22 protein-coding genes are annotated in these 19,038 nt (G+C 70.7%); 16 read left to right on the forward strand and 6 right to left on the reverse strand.

All coding sequences use genetic code 11. From position 1 onward, the window contains the following. Window positions 1-129: 129 nt before the first annotated feature. Window positions 130-1,182 carry an amidohydrolase gene (locus tag ACH4FH_RS15335; protein WP_398556295.1) on the forward strand — a complete coding sequence of 351 codons (1,053 nt, stop codon included), beginning with the start codon at window positions 130-132 and terminating at the stop codon, window positions 1,180-1,182. Here the strand turns inward: ACH4FH_RS15335 and ACH4FH_RS15340 are convergent. From ACH4FH_RS15340 to ACH4FH_RS15350, 3 genes are all read right to left on the reverse strand, one after another. Then, complete coding sequence (locus ACH4FH_RS15340; RefSeq protein WP_398556296.1) at window positions 1,146-2,147, reverse strand: heme A synthase; 1,002 nt, start codon at window positions 2,145-2,147, stop codon at window positions 1,146-1,148. The genes ACH4FH_RS15335 and ACH4FH_RS15340 overlap by 37 nt on opposite strands. A gap of 93 nt (window positions 2,148-2,240) precedes the next feature. Next, window positions 2,241-3,041, reverse strand: coding sequence for an ABC transporter permease (locus tag ACH4FH_RS15345; protein ID WP_398556297.1), 801 nt, complete (start codon window positions 3,039-3,041; stop codon window positions 2,241-2,243). After that, a complete protein-coding gene (locus ACH4FH_RS15350; RefSeq protein WP_398556298.1) occupies window positions 3,038-3,964 on the reverse strand; it encodes an ABC transporter ATP-binding protein in 927 nt (308 codons plus the stop codon). Before ACH4FH_RS15350 ends, ACH4FH_RS15345 begins: the two co-directional genes overlap by 4 nt. A 433-nt stretch (window positions 3,965-4,397) precedes the next feature. On the opposite strand from ACH4FH_RS15350, the gene ACH4FH_RS15355 reads away from it, so the two are divergent. From ACH4FH_RS15355 to ACH4FH_RS15425, 15 genes are all read left to right on the forward strand, one after another. Then, window positions 4,398-5,249 carry a helix-turn-helix transcriptional regulator gene (locus tag ACH4FH_RS15355; protein WP_398556299.1) on the forward strand — a complete coding sequence of 284 codons (852 nt, stop codon included), beginning with the start codon at window positions 4,398-4,400 and terminating at the stop codon, window positions 5,247-5,249. Beyond that, window positions 5,246-6,667, forward strand: a complete 1,422-nt coding sequence (sufB, locus tag ACH4FH_RS15360; protein ID WP_398556300.1) for a Fe-S cluster assembly protein SufB — start codon at window positions 5,246-5,248, stop codon at window positions 6,665-6,667. The genes ACH4FH_RS15355 and sufB overlap by 4 nt, the downstream gene beginning before the upstream one ends. Window positions 6,668-6,741: 74 nt before the next feature. Next, window positions 6,742-7,926, forward strand: a complete 1,185-nt coding sequence (gene sufD, locus ACH4FH_RS15365; RefSeq protein WP_398556301.1) for a Fe-S cluster assembly protein SufD — start codon at window positions 6,742-6,744, stop codon at window positions 7,924-7,926. Further along, window positions 7,923-8,240, forward strand: a complete 318-nt coding sequence (locus tag ACH4FH_RS15370) for a non-heme iron oxygenase ferredoxin subunit (protein ID WP_326621575.1) — start codon at window positions 7,923-7,925, stop codon at window positions 8,238-8,240. Before sufD ends, ACH4FH_RS15370 begins: the two co-directional genes overlap by 4 nt. 7 nt (window positions 8,241-8,247) lie before the next feature. Further along, window positions 8,248-9,012 carry a Fe-S cluster assembly ATPase SufC gene (gene sufC, locus ACH4FH_RS15375; protein ID WP_398556302.1) on the forward strand — a complete coding sequence of 255 codons (765 nt, stop codon included), beginning with the start codon at window positions 8,248-8,250 and terminating at the stop codon, window positions 9,010-9,012. Continuing rightward, complete coding sequence (locus tag ACH4FH_RS15380) at window positions 9,009-10,265, forward strand: cysteine desulfurase (protein WP_398556303.1); 1,257 nt, start codon at window positions 9,009-9,011, stop codon at window positions 10,263-10,265. The genes sufC and ACH4FH_RS15380 overlap by 4 nt, the downstream gene beginning before the upstream one ends. 20 nt (window positions 10,266-10,285) lie before the next feature. Continuing rightward, complete coding sequence (gene sufU / locus ACH4FH_RS15385) at window positions 10,286-10,744, forward strand: Fe-S cluster assembly sulfur transfer protein SufU (protein WP_398556304.1); 459 nt, start codon at window positions 10,286-10,288, stop codon at window positions 10,742-10,744. Further along, window positions 10,741-11,088 carry a metal-sulfur cluster assembly factor gene (locus ACH4FH_RS15390; RefSeq protein WP_398556305.1) on the forward strand — a complete coding sequence of 116 codons (348 nt, stop codon included), beginning with the start codon at window positions 10,741-10,743 and terminating at the stop codon, window positions 11,086-11,088. The genes sufU and ACH4FH_RS15390 overlap by 4 nt, the downstream gene beginning before the upstream one ends. Window positions 11,089-11,163: 75 nt before the next feature. Further along, entirely contained in the window at window positions 11,164-11,529 is a 366-nt protein-coding gene (locus ACH4FH_RS15395) for a VOC family protein (RefSeq protein ID WP_398556306.1), read from the forward strand. Between the two features lie 56 nt (window positions 11,530-11,585). Continuing rightward, entirely contained in the window at window positions 11,586-11,906 is a 321-nt protein-coding gene (locus ACH4FH_RS15400; RefSeq protein ID WP_398556307.1) for a DMT family transporter, read from the forward strand. Next, window positions 11,906-12,445 carry a TetR/AcrR family transcriptional regulator gene (locus ACH4FH_RS15405; RefSeq protein ID WP_398556308.1) on the forward strand — a complete coding sequence of 180 codons (540 nt, stop codon included), beginning with the start codon at window positions 11,906-11,908 and terminating at the stop codon, window positions 12,443-12,445. The genes ACH4FH_RS15400 and ACH4FH_RS15405 overlap by 1 nt, the downstream gene beginning before the upstream one ends. Before the next feature lie 120 nt (window positions 12,446-12,565). Continuing rightward, window positions 12,566-13,570, forward strand: a complete 1,005-nt coding sequence (gene dapD, locus ACH4FH_RS15410) for a 2,3,4,5-tetrahydropyridine-2,6-dicarboxylate N-succinyltransferase (RefSeq protein ID WP_398556309.1) — start codon at window positions 12,566-12,568, stop codon at window positions 13,568-13,570. Between the two features lie 264 nt (window positions 13,571-13,834). Beyond that, on the forward strand, window positions 13,835-14,041 hold the full coding sequence (locus ACH4FH_RS15415) for a hypothetical protein (protein ID WP_398556310.1): 207 nt from the start codon (window positions 13,835-13,837) through the stop codon (window positions 14,039-14,041). Beyond that, complete coding sequence (locus ACH4FH_RS15420; RefSeq protein ID WP_398556311.1) at window positions 14,038-14,700, forward strand: hypothetical protein; 663 nt, start codon at window positions 14,038-14,040, stop codon at window positions 14,698-14,700. The genes ACH4FH_RS15415 and ACH4FH_RS15420 overlap by 4 nt, the downstream gene beginning before the upstream one ends. 64 nt (window positions 14,701-14,764) lie before the next feature. Next, window positions 14,765-15,694 (forward strand): EI24 domain-containing protein, encoded by a 930-nt coding sequence (locus ACH4FH_RS15425; protein ID WP_398556312.1) that lies wholly within the window; start codon window positions 14,765-14,767, stop codon window positions 15,692-15,694. On the opposite strand, the gene dapA is transcribed toward ACH4FH_RS15425, so the two are convergent. The 3 genes from dapA to ACH4FH_RS15440 form a co-directional block, all read right to left on the reverse strand. Further along, a complete protein-coding gene (gene dapA, locus ACH4FH_RS15430) occupies window positions 15,615-16,571 on the reverse strand; it encodes a 4-hydroxy-tetrahydrodipicolinate synthase (RefSeq protein WP_398556313.1) in 957 nt (318 codons plus the stop codon). The two genes, ACH4FH_RS15425 and dapA, sit on opposite strands and share 80 nt — an antisense overlap. A 174-nt stretch (window positions 16,572-16,745) precedes the next feature. Continuing rightward, window positions 16,746-16,886 carry a hypothetical protein gene (locus ACH4FH_RS15435; RefSeq protein ID WP_398556314.1) on the reverse strand — a complete coding sequence of 47 codons (141 nt, stop codon included), beginning with the start codon at window positions 16,884-16,886 and terminating at the stop codon, window positions 16,746-16,748. A 99-nt stretch (window positions 16,887-16,985) separates the two neighbouring features. Further along, window positions 16,986-18,824, reverse strand: coding sequence for an endonuclease/exonuclease/phosphatase family protein (locus ACH4FH_RS15440; RefSeq protein ID WP_398556315.1), 1,839 nt, complete (start codon window positions 18,822-18,824; stop codon window positions 16,986-16,988). Between the last annotated feature and the right edge of the window lie 214 nt (window positions 18,825-19,038).

Below are 19,038 nucleotides of genomic sequence, written 5' to 3' on the forward strand. Positions count from 1 at the left end.
GGGCGACGCCCGCGCCATGCGCAGGGCCGCCCGCGCCCGCGAGCCCGATACCTGACGACCTCCTCGTCCGTTGAACCCACCGGGCGCGGCGCTTTCGCCACGCCCGGGGCTCTCGGCGAGGAGGAGCGGATGGACGGATCTCCGCTCATCGATCAGTACAGCCACGGCGCGGTGCACGGCGAACTCGGCCTCGGCTCCTTCGAGGCCCACCTCGGCGCCGCGGCCGGCGCGCACGGCCCCGCCCCCGCCGGCACCACCTACTTCGACAGCTGGACCGGCATCGCGGTACGCCGCTGGTGCCCTCCGCTGCTCGGTCTGGAGCCGCACTGCCCGCCGGCCCGCTACCTGGCCCGCAGGCGCGAGATAGGCGCCTACCGCGCGGGCCGCCTCCTGCTGCGCGGCGCCGGCATCGGCACCTTCCTGGTGGAGGCCGGCACCCCCAGCGATCTGACCTCCGCCGCGGAACTGGCCGCGGCCGCCGCGGCCCGCGCCCACGAGGTCGTCCGGCTCGAACCCCTCGCCGAGCAGGTCGCCGACACCTCGGGGAGCGTCGACTCCTTCATCGGCTATCTCGCGGAGGCGCTGTACGCGTCCGCCCAGCACGCCACCGCGTTCGCCTCCGGCGCCACGTACTGCGACGGACGGGCCCCGGCGGCCGGTGGGGTGCGGCGCGCAGCGGACCGCTGGCTGCGCGGCCGCCGCCCCGGTGAGGCGCTCGAAGAGCCGGAGTTGGTGCGGCATCTGCTGTGGAGCGCGGTGGCGACGGGGCTGCCGGTGCAACTGCACTGCCCCGATCCCCAGCCACTGGCGGGCTTTCTGCGGGCGACGACCGGTATCGGTACGGACCTGGTGCTCATGCCCGCCGCGCCGCACCACCGGGGGGCGGCGCAGCTCGCCGCGGTGCACACCCATGTGTATGCCGATGCCGGGCCGCGCCCCGAAGAGACACTCGGTCAGGCGCCGTTCGGCAAGTTGCTCTTCTCGTCGGGCGCACACGGGCTGCCCGAGCTCTACGTGACCGGCGCGCGTATTTTCCGGCGTGCGATGGACCGTGTCGTCCGGGAGTGGTCCGACGAGGGGCTGTGCGGCGCTTCGGACGGTCGGCGGATCACCGAGATGATCGGCTCCGGGACGGCCCGCCGCGTCTACCGGCTGGCGGCAGAGGTGCCGGTCGCCGGCTGAGGCTCCAGGGCCTCGTGCGCGCCCGCGGGCGCCGGGACCAGCGGCAGCGGACCGCGCTCGCGCAGGGCGAGGAAGACCCGCAGCACCGCGATCCAGACCAGGGCCGAGCCGAACATGTGCAGCCCGATGACGATCTCCGGCAGCCCCATGAAGTACTGGGTGTAGCCCACGACGCCCTGGAAGAGGAGGCAGCCGAACAGCTCCAGCACCGCACGGCGCGGAGCGGCCGGCGCCTTCACGGCCCGCAGCGTGAACCACAGGGCGACGGTCAGGCCGACGACGATGTAGACGAAGTCGACGTGGAGCTGGGTGATCTCCTGCCAGTTCAGCGGAATGCGGTGCACCTTCTTGGCGTCGCCCGCGTGCGGCCCCGCGCCGGTGACGACCGTGCCGAGGAGGGTGAGCACACCGGTCGCCGCCAGCAGGAGCCAGGCCAGCTGGCGCACCGGGCGGACGACGACGCCGCGCGGCTCCTCGTCACCTTCGCCGGCCCGCTGCCAGGCCACCACGGAGACCGTGAGGAGGCCGGTGGTGAGCAGGAAGTGCGAGCTGACGATGTACGGGTTCAGTCCGGTCAGTACGGTGATCCCGCCGACGACGGCGTTGCCCATCACGATCCAGAACTGCGCCCAGCCGAGCCGGGTCAGCGAGCGCCGCCGGGGCGCGCGGGCGCGGGCGGCGATGATGAACAGGCCGACGAACGCGCACAGCACGTAGGTCAGCATGCGGTTGCCGAACTCGATCAGGCCGTTGATGCCCATCTCGGCGGTCGGCGTGAGGCTGTCGGGGGTGCACCGCGGCCAGGTGGAGCAGCCCAGACCGGACTGTGTCAGCCGTACCGCGCCGCCGGTGATGACGATGATCACGGCCATCACGACGGTGGCGAGCGCGGCCCGCCGCACGAAGCGCGCGGAGGGCTGCCAGCGGCGGGCGATCAGCTCAAGAGGATTCAGCGTGTTCGGCACGGAGCCATCGTAGGCGGCCCCTTGTGCAAACTTTCACGAGGGGTCCGTATCGCTACGGAACCACCCGAGCCGCCCCATCGGCCGCGCGGGCGGTCACTCCCAGCGGAAGAAGCGGGCCGCCGCCCCCAGGCCGAGCACCGCCCAGACGGCCAGGATCCCGAGGTCCGGCCAGGGGATGCCGGCGCCGCGCTGGAGCACCTCGCGCAACCCGTCGGACAGCGCCGCGATCGGCAGCAGCCCGAGCACTGTCTGGACCGCCTCCGGGAACTTCTCCAGGGGGACGATCACGCCGCCGCCCACCAGCAGCAACAGAAAGACCAGGTTGGCCGCGGCGAGGGTCGCCTCGGCCTTGAGGGTGCCGGCCATCAGCAGGCCGAGACCGGAGAACGCGGCGGTACCCAGGAGAAGAAGCAGCAGCACGGAGACCACGCCGCCGGGGGAACCGGCGTGCGGCGACCAGCCCAGCGCGAAGGCCACGGCGGTCAGCAGCGCGATCTGCAGGATCTCGGTGACCAGCACCGCGCAGGTCTTGGCGGTCATCAGCCCCCAGCGCGGCAGCGGGGAGACGGCGAGGCGCTTGAGCACCCCGTAGCGCCGCTCGAAGCCGGTCGCGATCGCCTGGCCGGTGAAGGCGGTGGACATCACCGCGAGCGCCAGGACACCGGGTGCCAGGAAGTCCACGGAGCTGCCCGCGCCGCCCGCCGTGCCGGTCGGCACGGCGATGATGTCGACGGCGGAGAACAGCACCAGCAGCAGCGTCGGGATGATGACGGTCAGCAGCAGCTGCTCGCCGTTGCGCAGCAGCATCCTGGTCTCCAGGGACGCCTGCGCGCGGATCATCCGGGGCAGCGGGGCCGCCCCGGGCCGCGGGGTGAACGTGCCGGTCGCGGTCATGCGCGCAGCTCCTTGCCGGTGAGCTCCAGGAAGACGTCCTCCAGGGTGTGCCGTTCGACGGCTATCGCGTCGGGCATCACGCCGTTCTGCGCGCACCAGGAGGCGACGGTGGCCAGCAGCTGCGGATCGACCTTCCCCTGGACGCGGTAGGTGCCCGAGGTCAGCTCGGTGGCCGCGCTGTCCGCGGGCAGCGCCTTGAGCAGCGAGGCGATGTCGAGGCCGGGCCGTCCGGTGAAGCGCAGGGTGTTCTCCGCGCCGCCCCGGCACAGCTCGTCCGGGGCGCCCTGGGCGATGACCCGGCCGCCGTCGAAGATCGCGACATCGTCGGCGAGCTGCTCGGCCTCGTCCATGAAGTGGGTGGTCAGCACCGTGCTGACGCCGTCCTGCCGCAGCTCCCGCACCAGGTCCCAGGTGGCGCGTCTGGCCTGCGGGTCGAGCCCCGAGGTCGGCTCGTCGAGGAAGACCAGCTCGGGCCGGCCGACGACGGCCATCGCCAGCGCCAGCCGCTGCTGCTGGCCGCCGGACAGTCGCCGGTAGGCCGTACGGCCGCAGCTGTCCAGGCCAAGCCGCTCGATGAGGAGATCCACATCGAGGGGGTGGGCGTGCAGAGTGGCGGTGTGCCGCAGCATCTCGTCGGCCCTGGCGCCGGGGTAGACGCCGCCGGACTGGAGCATCACGCCGATCCGGGGGCGCAGGGCCGCGGCGTCCGCGACCGGGTCCAGTCCCAGGACGCGGACCTGCCCGGCGTCGGGGCGGCGGTAGCCCTCGCAGGTCTCGATGGTGGTGGTCTTCCCGGCGCCGTTGGGGCCGAGTACGGCGGTGACGGTGCCGCGTGCGACGGTCAGGTCGAGCCCGTCCACGGCGGTCTTGGCCCCGTATCGCTTGACCAGGCCGACGACCTCGACGGCAGGCTCGGTTCGCATGACGGGAAGTCTACGAAGAGCGGCGGACGGCGAGTCCATGGGGGCTCGGGTGACCGTGCCGGGGTGGTGCCGGGCGAATCTCCCGCCTGGGCTCACCGCTCGGCACCGGGGAGCCGCGTGTAGCCGTATGGCGGTGCTTGGCGCCATGGATTCGGTGAGAACGCTCGGGGAAGGGCGCTCGGGCCGCGGAATCCCCGTGTTCATGGGCCCGGGGCCATGAACACGGTGCTCCCGTCGGCCGCGTTGCGCAGCGTTTCGACGCGCGGCTCCCGATGCGCCGATCTGTCGCCGACCTGGAGTGTGGGCGCAGGTCAGAGGGGTGCGTGGGCACCCGGGAGCGCCCCGAATTAGGTCACCCTAAGTGATCGAGGCCACCAGTCCGTGATCCGGACGAGGGTTGTATCGCTCCGAGGAATTACGCAACAATGACGTTGTGAAATACGCGAGCGAGGATCAGGAAGGGCCCGTGGTCGAGACGACCACCGGGCCGGCCGCCTCCGCGCCCGAGCAGGCCGCACGGGCCGGTCACGTCGCCCCGTCGCCGCACGACGAGCAGCAGGGCACCCGCAACCGGGTCGCCCGCTCCATTCTCGACCACGGTCCGTCCACCGCGGCCGAGCTCGCCCTCCGTCTGGAACTGACCCAGGCGGCCGTCCGCCGTCACCTCGACGCGCTGGCCGCGGAGGGCGTCGTGGAGCCCCGCGAGCAGCGGGTCTACGGAGCGCGCACGCGCGGTCGCCCGGCCAAGGCCTTCGCACTCACCGACTGCGGTCGGGACGCCTTCGACCAGTCCTACGACCAGCTGGCCTCCGACGCACTGCGCTGGATCGCGCAGAGCGCGGGCGGCGGCGAGATGGGCGAGGCCGCGGTCGCCGCCTTCGCGCGCGCCCGGCTCGCCGAGCAGGCCGAGGGCTACCGCCAGGCGGTCGAGACCGCCGAGCCCGAGGCCCGCACCAGGGCCCTGGCCGAGGCATTGACCGCGGACGGGTACGCTGCTACGGCGCGCAGCGCGCCCAATTCCCAGCTCGGTGAACAGCTCTGCCAGCACCACTGCCCGGTCGCCCACGTCGCCGAGCAGTATCCGCAGTTGTGCGAGGCGGAGACCGAGGTCTTCTCCCGACTGCTGGGGACCCACGTACAGCGACTCGCCACCATCGCCCACGGCGACGGGGTGTGCACGACCTTCATCCCGAAGGCCGGCAAGGCCGCTCACAGCACCACTGCGCCGAAGAACACCAAGACCACCAAAGCATCTGCAAGCACGGCCGGGAGGAACCCCGCATGACGCTCCCCACGGAGACTGCTCACCCCGAGCTCGAGGGTCTGGGCAAGTACGAATACGGCTGGGCCGACTCCGACGTGGCCGGCGCCTCCGCGAAGCGCGGGCTCTCCGAGGCCGTCGTCCGCGACATCTCGGGCAAGAAGAACGAGCCCGAGTGGATGCTCAAGCTCCGCCTCAAGGGTCTGAAGCTGTTCGACAAGAAGCCCATGCCCAACTGGGGCTCGGACCTGTCGGGCATCGACTTCGACAACATCAAGTACTTCGTCCGCTCCACCGAGCAGCAGGCCGCCTCCTGGGAGGACCTGCCCGAGGACATCAAGAACACCTACGACAAGCTCGGCATCCCCGAGGCGGAGAAGCAGCGCCTGGTCGCCGGTGTCGCCGCGCAGTACGAGTCCGAGGTCGTCTACCACCAGATCCGTGAGGACCTGGAGGAGCAGGGCGTTCTCTTCCTGGACACCGACACCGCGCTGAAGGAGCACCCGGAGCTCTTCCAGGAGTACTTCGGCACGGTCATCCCGGTCGGCGACAACAAGTTCGCGTCGCTGAACACCGCGGTGTGGTCCGGCGGGTCGTTCATCTACGTCCCCCCGGGTGTCCACGTCGACATTCCGCTGCAGGCCTACTTCCGGATCAACACCGAGAACATGGGCCAGTTCGAGCGGACGCTGATCATCGTCGACGAGGACGCCTACGTCCACTACGTCGAGGGCTGCACCGCGCCGATCTACAAGTCGGACTCGCTGCACTCCGCGGTCGTCGAGATCATCGTCAAGAAGGGCGGCCGCTGCCGCTACACGACCATCCAGAACTGGTCGAACAACGTCTACAACCTGGTCACCAAGCGCGCCGTCGCCTACGAGGGCGCGACCATGGAGTGGGTCGACGGCAACCTCGGCTCCAAGGTGACCATGAAGTACCCGGCGGTCTACCTCATGGGCGAGCACGCCAAGGGCGAGACCCTGTCCATCGCCTTCGCGGGCGAGGGCCAGCACCAGGACGCCGGCTCCAAGATGGTCCACATGGCGCCGAACACCTCCTCCAACATCGTCTCCAAGTCGGTGGCGCGAGGCGGCGGCCGGACCTCCTACCGCGGTCTGGTCGAGATCGGCGAGGGCGCGGCGGGCTCCAAGTCCAACGTCCTCTGCGACGCCCTGCTGGTGGACACCATCTCCCGGTCGGACACCTACCCGTACGTCGACGTCCGCGAGGACGACGTGTCCATGGGCCACGAGGCGACCGTCTCCAAGGTCAGCGAGGACCAGCTCTTCTACCTGATGGCCCGCGGCCTGACGGAGTTCGAGGCCATGGCGATGATCGTGCGCGGCTTTGTCGAGCCGATCGCCCGTGAGCTGCCCATGGAGTACGCGCTGGAGCTGAACCGGCTGATCGAGCTGCAGATGGAAGGCTCGGTCGGCTGACACCCGGCCCTCCGGGCGGCGACCGAATTCCGACCAGCAGCGTCCTCTTTAAGAAAGCGAGCACGACGACAGCCATGGCTGAGGCTCAGAACATCCCGGCGGGTTCCACGACCACCGGCTCCATCGCGGTGGCCGCGGAGTCCACCGTCGCCACTCGGATGAGCGCCCCGCCGTCCTATGACGTGGCGGACTTCCCCGTGCCGCACGGCCGCGAGGAGGAGTGGCGTTTCACGCCCCTCGCGCGTCTGCGGGGCCTGCACGACGGCACCGCCGTCGCGGGAGGTGCCGATCTGAAGATCGACATCACCGCGCCGGAGGGCGTCACCCACGAGTTGGTGGACCGTGCCGACCCGCGCGTCGGCAAGGCCGGCAAGCCCGTGGACCGCGTCGCCGCGCAGGCGTACAGCTCCTTCGAGAAGGCCTCGGTCGTCACGGTCCCCAAGGAGACCGTGCTGTCGGAGCCGATCCGGATCAGCGTGCACGGCGAGGGCGGCACCGCCTTCGGTCACCAGGTCATCGAGCTGGGCGCGTTCGCCGAGGCGGTCGTCGTGATCGACCACACCGGTGACGCGGTGCTCGCCGCCAACGTCGACTACCTCCTCGGTGACGGCGCCAAGCTGACCGTCGTCTCCGTGCAGGACTGGGACGACAAGGCCGTGCACGTCGGGCAGCACAACTCCCTGGTCGGCCGGGACGCGAGCTTCAAGTCGGTGGTCGTCACCTTCGGCGGCGACGTCGTCCGTCTCCACCCGCGCGTCACCTACGCGGGCCCCGGCGGCGAGGCCGAGTTCTACGGTCTGTACTTCACCGAAGAGGGCCAGCACCAGGAGCACCGCCTCTTCGTCGACCACGAGGCGACCAACTGCCGCTCGCACGTCGTCTACAAGGGCGCGCTGCAGGGCCAGGACGCGCACGCCGTCTGGATCGGCGACGTCCTGATCCGAGCGGCGGCCACCGGCACCGACACCTACGAGCTCAACCGCAACCTCGTCCTCACCGACGGCGCGCGGGTGGACTCGGTCCCCAACCTGGAGATCGAGACCGGCGAGATCGTCGGCGCCGGCCACGCCTCGGCGACCGGCCGCTTCGACGACGAGCAGCTGTTCTACCTGATGGCTCGCGGCATCCCGGCCGACGAGGCCCGTCGGCTGGTCGTCCGCGGCTTCTTCGCCGAGCTGGTGCAGCAGATCGGCCTCCCGGACGTCGAAGAGCGTCTGATGAGCAAGATCGAGGCCGAGCTGGAAGCGTCGGCCGCATGACGTACGTACGCGCAGCGGCGCTCAGCGAGCTGGAGGAGGACACCCCCAAGAGGGTGGAACTCGACGGCACGCCGATCTCCCTGGTCCGCACCGAGGGCGAGGTGTTCGCGATCAACGACATCTGCTCGCACGCGAACGTCTCCCTCTCGGAGGGCGAGGTCGAGGACTGCTCGATCGAGTGCTGGCTGCACGGATCGAGCTTCGACCTGCGCACCGGCAAACCGTCCGGCCTTCCCGCGACGCGCCCCGTCCCCGTATACCCCGTAAAGATCGAAGGGGACGACGTGCTCGTCTCCGTCACCCAGGAGTCCTGAGTTCCCCATGGCAACGCTTGAGATCCACGACCTGCACGTCTCCGTCGAGGCCGAGAACGGCCCCCGCGAGATCCTGAAGGGCGTCGACCTGACCGTGAAGCAGGGCGAGACGCACGCCATCATGGGCCCCAACGGCTCCGGCAAGTCGACCCTCGCCTACTCGCTCGCGGGTCACCCCAAGTACACGATCACCGGCGGCACCGTCACCCTCGACGGCGAGGACGTCCTGGAGATGTCCGTCGACGAGCGCGCCCGTGCCGGCGTCTTCCTCGCCATGCAGTACCCGGTCGAGGTGCCCGGCGTCTCCGTCTCCAACTTCCTGCGCACGTCGGCGACGGCGATCCGCGGTGAGGCCCCCAAGCTGCGGCTGTGGGTCAAGGAGGTCAAGGAGGCCATGGAGCGCCTCTCGATGGACCCGGCGTTCGCCGAGCGCAACGTCAACGAGGGCTTCTCCGGCGGTGAGAAGAAGCGCCACGAGATCCTCCAGCTCGAGCTGCTCAAGCCGAAGATCGCGATCCTCGACGAGACCGACTCCGGCCTGGACGTCGACGCGCTGCGCACCGTCTCCGAGGGCGTCAACCGCGTCCGCGAGTCCGGCGAGGTCGGCACCCTGCTGATCACCCACTACACGCGCATCCTGCGCTACATCAAGCCCGACTACGTCCACGTGTTCGCGAACGGTCGCATCGCCGAGTCCGGCGGCGCCGAGCTCGCCGACAAGCTGGAGGCGGAGGGCTACGAGGCCTACACGAAGGGTGGGGCAACCGCGTGACACAGATGCCGGGCCTCCTCGACACAGAGGCGATCCGTAAGGACTTCCCCCTGCTGGATCGTGTGGTCCACGACGGGAAGAAGGTCGTGTACCTGGACAACGCGGCGACTTCGCAGAAGCCGCGCCAGGTCCTCGACGCGCTGAACGAGTACTACGAGCGGCACAACGCCAACGTCCACCGCGGCGTGCACGTGCTCGCGGAGGAGGCCACGGCGCTGTACGAAGGCGCCCGTGACAAGGTCGCCGCGTTCATCAACGCACCGAGCCGCGATGAGGTGATCTTCACCAAGAACGCCTCCGAGTCGCTCAACCTCGTGGCCAACATGCTCGGCTGGGCCGATGAGCCCTACCGCGTGGACCACGAGACCGAGATCGTCATCTCGGAGATGGAGCACCACTCCAACATCGTTCCGTGGCAGCTGCTCTCGCAGCGCACCGGTGCGAAGCTGAAGTGGTTCGGCATCACCGACGACGGCCGCCTCGACCTGTCCAACATCGACGAGATCATCACCGAGAAGACGAAGATCGTCTCCTTCACGCTGGTCTCCAACATCATGGGCACGATCAACCCGGTCGAGACGATCATCCGCCGTGCGCAGGAGGTCGGCGCGCTGGTCTGCATCGACGCCTCGCAGGCCGCCCCGCACATGGTGCTGGACGTCCAGGCGCTGCAGGCCGACTTCGTCGCCTTCACCGGCCACAAGATGTGCGGCCCGACCGGCATCGGTGTGCTGTGGGGCCGCCAGGAGCTGCTGGAGGACCTCCCGCCGTTCCTCGGTGGCGGCGAGATGATCGAGACCGTGTCGATGCACTCCTCGACGTACGCGCCCGCGCCGCACAAGTTCGAGGCCGGTACGCCCCCGATCGCCCAGGCCGTCGGCCTCGGCGCGGCCGTGGACTACCTCGCCTCGATCGGCATGGACAAGATCGCCGCGCATGAGCACGCGATCACCGAGTACGCCGTCAAGCGGCTGCTGGAGGTCCCCGACCTGCGTATCGTCGGGCCCAGCTCGGCCGAGGACCGCGGGGCGACGATCTCCTTCACGCTCGGCGACATCCACCCGCACGACGTCGGCCAGGTCCTCGACGAGCAGGGCATCGCGGTCCGGGTCGGCCACCACTGCGCGCGGCCGGTCTGTCTGCGGTTCGGAATTCCTGCGACCACCCGAGCGTCGTTCTATCTGTACTCCACTCCCGGCGAGGTCGATGCCCTGGTCGAGGGTCTGGAGCACGTCCGCAACTTCTTCGGATGAGGACGAGGACTGACTGAGTCGTGAAGCTGGATTCCATGTACCAGGACGTCATCCTGGACCATTACAAGCACCCGCACGGGCGCGGTCTTCGGGACGGCGACGCCGAGGTGCACCACGTCAATCCCACCTGCGGTGACGAGATCACGCTGCGCGTGCGGCTCGACGGCGCGACCATTGAGGATGTGTCCTACGAGGGGCAGGGCTGCTCCATCAGCCAGGCCAGCGCATCGGTGCTCAACGAGTTGCTGGTGGGCAAGACGCTCGGCGACGCCCAGAAGATCCAGGAGACATTCCTGGAGCTGATGCAGTCCAAGGGCCAGCTCGAACCGGACGACGCGATGGAAGAGGTGCTGGAGGACGCGGTCGCGTTCGCCGGTGTCTCGAAGTACCCGGCGCGTGTGAAGTGCGCCCTGCTCAGCTGGATGGCCTGGAAGGACGCCACGGCCAAGGCTCTCTCCGAGGAGGCGAAGACCGCATGACCGACACCCCCGAGAATACGATCACGACCACCAAGCCGGCCTCGGAGGAAGAGGTCCGCGAGGCGCTCTACGACGTCGTCGACCCCGAGCTGGGCATCGACGTCGTCAACCTGGGGCTGATCTACGGCATCCACGTCGACGACGCCAACATCGCCACCATCGACATGACGCTGACCTCCGCGGCCTGCCCGCTGACCGACGTCATCGAGGACCAGGCGAAGTCCGCCACGGACGGCATCGTCAACGAGCTGAAGATCAACTGGGTCTGGATGCCCCCGTGGGGCCCGGACAAGATCACCGACGACGGCCGCGAGCAGCTGCGCGCGCTGGGCTTCAACGTCTGAAGCGCGGCCCGGGGCATCTTCGCGACACGCCCCGGCCGCGCCGAAACGGCCATACCCGCCAGGCACACTGGCGGTATGGCCGTTTCGCTGTATCAGATCGCCGTGGACGCCCACGACCTCAAGGGGCTCGCCGCGTTCTGGGCCCGGGTCCTCGACTGGCGCGTGGTCTTCGAGGCCGACGACGAAGTCATCATCGGCGCCGACGAGCGCGCCTTGCCGGGGATCGTCTTCCTCCCCGTACCGGAGGAGAAGGCCGGCAAGAACCGTCTCCACCTCGACCTGGCCCCTGACGACCAGGCGGCGGAGGTCGAGCGGATCATCGCCCTCGGCGCCCGCAGGGCGGATGTCGGCCAGGGCGACGAAGTCTCCTGGGTGGTTCTCGCCGACCCCGAGGGCAACGAATTCTGCGTGCTGACGCCCAAGCGGACGTTGGTGGACTGACGGGGCGACTCTCGCGTTATGTACGACCGTACGCAACGTTGTGTACGATAGTACGCATGGTCTATTTGACGCTGGCCGGCGCGATTCTGTCCGAGATTCTGGCGACCACGGCGATGAAATACAGCGAGGGCTTCAGCAAGCTGTGGCCCTCGCTGGGGACCGCGGTGGGGTATCTCATCGCCTTCGCGCTGCTGGCGCAGACGCTCAAGTCGATGAGCGTCGGTACCGCGTACGCGATCTGGTCCGGAGCCGGCACGGCCGTGATCGCGGCGATCGGCATAATGTTCCTGGGGGAGAGCGCGAGTGCGCTGAAGATCCTCGGGGTGGGGCTGGTCATCGCGGGCGTCGTGGTGCTGAATCTTGGAGGGGCACACTGATGGCGCGGCGTTACGACCCTGACCGGCGGCAGCGGATCGTGGACGCGGCCATCGCCATCGTGGGCGAGCGGGGGATCGCGGCGCTCAGCCACCGCAGGGTGGCGGCCGCCGCTGATGTGCCGCTCGGCTCGACGACGTACCACTTCGCGACGCTGGACGATCTGCTGGTCGCCGCGCTGCGCCGGATCAACGCCACCTGCCTGGGCGACTTCGCACGCTGGGTCGACAGCATCGACCCGGCGGTGCCGCTCGTGGACGAGGTCACCCGGCTCGTCGAGGAGTCCCTGGGCGGTGACCGCGCGCGGATGGAGCTGGAGTACGAGCTGTATCTGGCGGCGCTGCGGCACGAAGCGGTGCGGCCGGTCGCCGCCGAGTGTCTGGACGAGATGGTGCGGCTGCTCGGTCGGCGGATCGGAGATCTGCCGACGGCACGCGCCGTCGTCGCGTTCGTCGACGGACTGGTGTTGCAGCATCTGCTCACCGGGCTGCCCTTCGAACGCCACACGGTACGAGCCGGGTTGGCCGGGGTGATGGGCTGAGCGCGGGGGCGGACGAGCGGGCGCTGTGGGGCCGCTCGCCGGACGCGGCGGGATCGCGCGCCCGGACCGATCGCTGAGACCGGTTCGCCTCGGCGGGCACCCTCCGGTTAGGTTTCGAACATGACCGATGCTGCTTCTTCCCGTCTCCAGACCGGCGCCGTTGCCGCCGGGCTCGCCACCGTCACGTCCGACGGCACTGTTCTCGACACCTGGTTCCCGGCCCCCGAGCTGGTCGCCGTGACGGCCGAGGGCCCTGGCCCCGCCGGCACCGAGGTGCTGACCGACGAGCGCGCCACCGAGCTGCTGGGCGCCGCATCGCTGAAGGCGATCGGCCCGGACCCGGTCCGCGACGTGGAGGTCGTGGCCGTCCGCACGGTCATCGCCTCCCTGGACGACAAGCCGCTGGACGCGCACGACGCGTACCTGCGCCTCCACCTGCTCAGCCACCGGCTGGTCAAGCCGCACGGGCAGAACCTCGAAGGCGTCTTCGGCCTGCTGTCGAACGTCGCCTGGACCTCGCTCGGTCCGGTGGCCGTCGACGAGCTGGAGAAGGTGCGCCTGAACGCCCGCGCCGAGGGACTGCACCTTCAGGTCACCAGCGTCGACAAGTTCCCGCGGATGACCGACTACGTCGCGCCCGCGGGTGTGCGCATCGCGGACGCCGACCGGGTGCGGCTGGGCGCGCACCTCGCCGCCGGCACCACCGTCATGCACGAGGGCTTCGTCAACTTCAACGCCGGGACGCTGGGCACCTCCATGGTCGAGGGCCGGATCAGCGCGGGCGTCGTGGTCGGCGACGGCTCCGACGTCGGCGGCGGCGCCTCCACCATGGGCACCCTGTCCGGCGGCGGCAAGCAGATCATCTCGATCGGTGAGCGCTGCCTGCTCGGCGCGGAGTCGGGCATCGGCATCGCGCTGGGCGACGAGTGCGTCGTGGAGGCGGGCCTGTACGTGACCGCCGGCACCCGCGTGACGCTGCCGGACGGCCAGATCGTCAAGGCGCTGGAGCTGTCCGGCGCCGACAACATCCTCTTCCGTCGCAACTCGACCACCGGCGCCGTCGAGGCCCGGCCGAACAAGGCGGTCTGGGGCGGTCTCAACGAGATCCTGCACAGCCACAACTGAGCGGTCACCGCTGCTCGCGCCGGCCTTGTGAACCGGTTGCGGGCGCGGTGCGCGAACGGCCCGGTGGGGAGACCCGCCGGGCCGTTGTCGTTGCCGTGAGCGGTGCGGTGAGCGGTGCGGTGAGCGGCGCCGCGAGGTGCGCGGGCGCGGGCCGGAGTGCGCCCGGGGCGCGGAAGCGGGGGCCGGTTTGCGCTGGTGCCAAGGGTGCTGCCGGTGGGCCACCATGGCGTGGACGGAGTCCAACGCACCGTACCGGGAGGCGTCATGAGGCTGGGCAAACCGCTCGCTGTCGGCATCGCTGAGGAGCGGGAAGCGGTCGGCCCGCCGCGCGAGGCCGGGGCAGCCGGCACGCCGGAACGGAACACGGCGCCGGCAGCGGTCACCGAGGCCGCGGACGCCGCCGATGCTGACGACGGAGCCACCGTCGACGCCGCGCTGCGGCTCGGCGTCGGGGCGGTGGCCGGCCCATGAGGAGGCTGCGGCTGCCGCACGAGCGCCCGGCGGAGCCGCCGCGCGGGTACAAGCTCGCCCACCCGGTGGTGTCCCATGACGACGGCCGGATCGGTTTCGCCGGGGTGTCGATCGGCGGCGCGTTGCCGTACGGCGTGCTGGACGAGGCGCGGTGCGTCTACGGCCGCCGGCACCGCAGCCCCGCTCTGCGCTGCGACTGCGGCTTCCACTGCCTGCACACCCTCTCCGACACCCTCGCCATGACCTGTGCGGGCGCGCACCGACGGGCGACGCTCCTGGAGGTCACGGTGCTCGGCGCGTACATCCGCTTCGAGCGCGGCATGCGCTACGCCCGCCAGCGGGTGCGGGTGGCGCGCGTCGGCCCGTGCGGCTGCGGTCTGCCGCCGGAGGTCTTCGTCGATGCGGGCTGGGGCCGGACCGGATGGCGGGCGCTGACCGGCGCGTGCGGAAGCTGCGCCGTGGGGCGGGGGCAGCTGAGCTTCGCCGAGTTCGCCCGGGTCGGTGGCGGCCGGCTGCGGGTGGTGGCCGGGCACCGCCGGGAGGTGGGCGAAGAGCCCGCTTCCCGCGCGGTGCCCCGTCCGGCCGCGGAGCCCGCCTTGATGCAGGCCAGACTCGACCGGCTCCAGGGGCGCTGGGCGAGGCTGACCGGTGAGCCGTGAGGGGACACCGCAACCTGGCATGGCCGTGTCACCGGCCGTGCCGTGCGCCGCTAGGCTTGGGGCCATGCGTGATCTTGCAGCGGGGCTGCGGTATCTGGGCAAGGGACAGCGGTGGGTCGCCGGACACGGCAGGTGGTGGGGCTTCGGGCTGATCCCCGCACTGATCACCCTGGTCCTCTACGCCGCGGTGCTCACCGCGCTGGCCATCTGGGCGGGTGACATCGCTGCCTGGGCAACGCCGTTCGCCGACGACTGGGGCTCGCCCTGGCAGGGCGTGCTGCGCGGCCTGTTCGTGGTGCTGCTGTTCGCCGGCGGGCTGATGCTGTCCGTCCTCACCTTCACCGCCGTCACCCTGCTGATCGGCGATCCGTTCTACGAGTCGCTGTCGGAGAAGGTCGAGGAGTCCGAGGGGTACTGCCCGCCGAGCCCGGACCGGCCGCTGTGGCAGGAGGTGTGGATCGCCCTGCGCGACAGCGTCCATGTGCTGCTGCGCGCCCTCGGCTTCGGGATCCTGCTCTTCGCCCTCGGGTTCGTGCCGTTCCTCGGGCAGACCGTCATCCCCGTGATCGGCTTCTGCGTCTCCGGCTTCTTCCTCGCCGTGGAGCTGACGTCGGTGGCGATGCAGCGCCGGGACATCCCCGTCCGCGAGCGGCTCCGGATGCTGCGCGGCCGCAAGGCGCTCGCCGTCGGCTTCGGCACCCCGATCGTGCTGCTCTTCCTCGTCCCGTTCGTCGCGGTGCTCCTGATGCCGGGGGCGGTCGCCGGAGCGACGCTGCTGGTCCGGGACTTGCTGCCCGAGGAGCAGCCGCCGGCCGCCGGCCTTGAGGAAGGTGACCGGCCGCAGGCTGCGGGGCCGTACGGGCAGGGCGCTCCGGGACAGGGCGGGTTCGGGCCGCCGCCGGCGCAGTTCCCCGCTACTCCGGGACCGCAGCGGCAGTCGCCGCCGCAGGCCGGCCCAGGGTCGTCCACAGCGCCTCCTTCAACCGGGTGGTGAGCTCCGGGCCGGCGTCCAGGAGCGGCCCGCGGACCGGTCCCGCGGGCAGCTCCAGATGATTCAGCAGCGCCTTCACGGTGACCGAGCCCGGAGCGTCCGAGCTGGTGTCCGCTTCGAAGAGGGGCACCAGTCCCAGATGGCGCCGGGCGGCCTCACCGGTGGCTCCGGCGTCATAGGCGTCCTGCACGGAGCGCACCGCGCGGGCCGCGACGTTGCCGGTGGTGGTGACGCAGCCGGTGCCGCCGATCGCGAGGAGCGGCAGGATCTGCTCGTCGCATCCCGCGTAGTAGGCCAGGTTGGTGGCGGCCAGCACCTTCGCCGACTTCAGCAGGTCGTATCCACAGTCCTTGACCGCCGCGACGCGGGGGTGGTCGGACAGGCGCAGCAGGGTCTGCGTGGTCAGCGCGAGGCCGGTGCGGGCGGGGATGTCGTAGAGCATCACCGGTAGTCCGGTGGCGTCTGCCACCGTGCTCAGGTGGTGCGCGACGGACTCCTGGGTGGGCCGTGAGTAGTACGGGGTCACCACCAACAGCCCGTGGGCGCCCGCCCGTTCGGCGCTGCGGGCGAGGGCCACGCTTTGCCGGGTGTCGCTCGTGCCGACCCCGGCGGTGATGCGCGCCCGGTCGCCGACGGCCTCCACGACGGCCCGGAGCAGCGTTTCCTTCTCGGCGTCAGAGGTGGTCGGGGACTCCCCGGTGGTCCCGCTCAGTACCAACCCGTCGCAGCCGCCGTCATCCACGAGATACGTGGCGAGCCGCTGCGCTCCGTCCGGGTCCAGCGCTCCGTCCGGGGTGAACGGCGTGATCATGGCAACTGCGGTGCGCCCGAAGAGTGGTGGGGCGCCGGGTGCCGCGATGGGCGGGGCTGCGGTGTCCATTCCGGGAGTGTGCTCCCGACCCACATTTCACGTCCACTTAGTTGTGCTCGCTTATCCGTGAAGCAGTGCTACTACCCGCTCGTTGCGGGGACGAGGAGAGGACGACGCGGAGCGGCCGCCGCGTCCAGCAGGGCGCGGCGGCCGCTCGGGCATCACAGGCCCATCACTCGCCGGTCAGGCCTTGCGCGACCGGGGCTTGAGGTCCTGGGTCCGCTCCGAGGCGGACTCCTCGGACCCCTGCGGCTTCCGCTCGCGGTCACTGCGCCGCTCGGCGGCGCGGTCCTTGCCTGGCTTGCGGTTCTGGCCCTTCGGCATGATGACTCCCTTGTCCGAGCCGATGTGCTTACCTGCCCAGTACCGCACTCTCAGGGGGAGTTGGCGATCCGGAGGTGGGCCAGGAGAGTGATGGCCCGGTCACGGCCGGATGCGCAGTACCTGCGGGTCGTGGTCGCTGGCCTGGTCCGCGTACTCGGCGTTGATGTGCACGATGTCGTAGTCGACGCGGGCCAGATGACGGCTGGTGAGCATGTGGTCCAGGACCTGCGAATTGCCGTTGTAGACGTAGCCGTAGCGCTCGGATCGCGGCAGCCGGCCGACGAGGTCGGTGAGGGCTCCGCCGCCCGTCAGCGTCTTCAGCGCGGGCGAGAACTGGTAGTCGTTGAGGTCACCGGCGACCACCACATCGGCTCGGGGGTCCTTGGCCAGCAGATCCTTGACGAAGGTGTTGACGAGTCCGGCCTGCGCGATGCGCTGGGTCTCCGAGCTGCGGGCCGGCGGCTGGAAGCGGCTGTCCAGGCCCTGGTCGCCGCCCTTGGAGTTGAAGTGGTTGGCGACCACGAACACCCGGCTCCCGGGGCGGCCCTTGAGCGAGAACTGGCCGACGAGCGGCTTGCGGCTGTCCTTCCAGGCCGGGTCGGCCGGCGCGATCCGGCCCGGTGAGGCGGAGAGGCCGGCCTTGCCGTGGTCGTCGACCACCTTCACCGGGGTGGTGGCGTCGCCGCCGGCGATGTCGGTGAAGGAGACCCGCTCGGGGTTGAAGAGGAAGGCGACCCGGATGTTGCCGCCGGGCTGCCCGCCGTCCTGGTCGTTCGCGGGGTCGATCTGCCGCCACTCGTACGCCGGGCCGCCCGCCGCCTTGATGGCGTCGGTGAGCTTCTTGAGGGTGGCGCCCGCGGACACCACGCCGTTGTCGGTGGCGCCGCTGTCGTCCTGCACCTCTTCCAGGGCCACGACGTCGGGGGCGGCAAGGTGGTCCACCAGTGCCGCCGCGAGACGGTCGAACTTGGCCTGCGGGGTGGTGGGCGCGAGGTTCTCGACGTTGTAGGTGGCGACCGCCAGCTCGCGGGCCGTCTGCTTGCGGGTGCTCTCGGGCGCCGGCCCGTGATCGGTGAGAGTGCCCAACTCGGTGGCCTGGAGGGAGTACCCGCCGAAGTTGTCGTAGTCCAGCGGGCCCGCGGTGGTGCCCGTCAGCTCGTCGCCGACATCGGCCACCGGGAAGGGCCGCTGCGCGAAGGGGATCAGCGAGGCCACTTTCACCCGGCCGGGGTTGGGGTCCTTGTAGGAGCCGTAGAGGACGCCGCCGCGGGCCGTGCGGTGGTGGCGGGGCTCCGCGGTGACCCACAGCTCGTGATGGGTGTTGGTCGCGCCGACGACCGGGGACCCGGAGACCGAGACGCGCATGCCCTCCAGGGATTCGTAGCGGTCCAGCGCGTACGAACGGGGGCGCAGCGGCAACGTCTCTATGTTCTCGCCGTCCGCGCGGGGCGCGTAACGGCCCGGTATGGAGGCGGGGTTCAGCCGGAAGGCGGCGGGCAGTGCGGCGCCGGAGGAGTCAACTGTCCACGTGGCGCCGGTGATCTCGGTGACGGACTGCAGGCCGGCGTCCTTGCCGCCCGGGTAGTACTCGCTGACCTTGCCGGCGACGGTGACCGTGTCACCGACGGCGACCTTCGGCGTCTGGCCGCCGGTGAAGACGAAGATCGCCTCGCTGGTCGCGGCGTCGTCGTCCGGATGCGGGTCCTGCACCCAGAAGCCGCGCGCGGAGCCGAACGACCGGACCGCGGTGACCGTGCCGGGCACACCGCTGACCTGCTGCCCGGCGAGCGGGGAGAGGCGGGTGCTGCCCTGGATGTCGTGGATCCGGGCACCGGCGGCGACGGCGGACTGGGGCGCGGTGAGCAGCCCGGTGGCGAGGGCGGCGCAGGCCACCGCACTGAGCGTGGCCGGTCTGCGGAGCGAACGGCGGGACGACATGAGGGCCTCCGGGGGTGGGGAAGAGGATGCGGGCGTCAGGCCGGCAGGCAGTGCGTGCGGAGCGGCCCGGCGCTCTCTACGCGCGTCAATCTCTTGTGTGGCCACGGGAGTTGTCAAGGTCCGTCGGGTGATCGGGCGCGGGCGGGTGGGTGAACCGCCCGAGATACGGAGAATTCCGTCTACGCTTGGGCGTCGCACGAGCCGTAGTCCGTTC

It is taken from the genome of Streptomyces sp. NPDC017993, assembly GCF_044328065.1.
Taxonomy (GTDB): Bacteria; Actinomycetota; Actinomycetes; order Streptomycetales; family Streptomycetaceae; genus Streptomyces.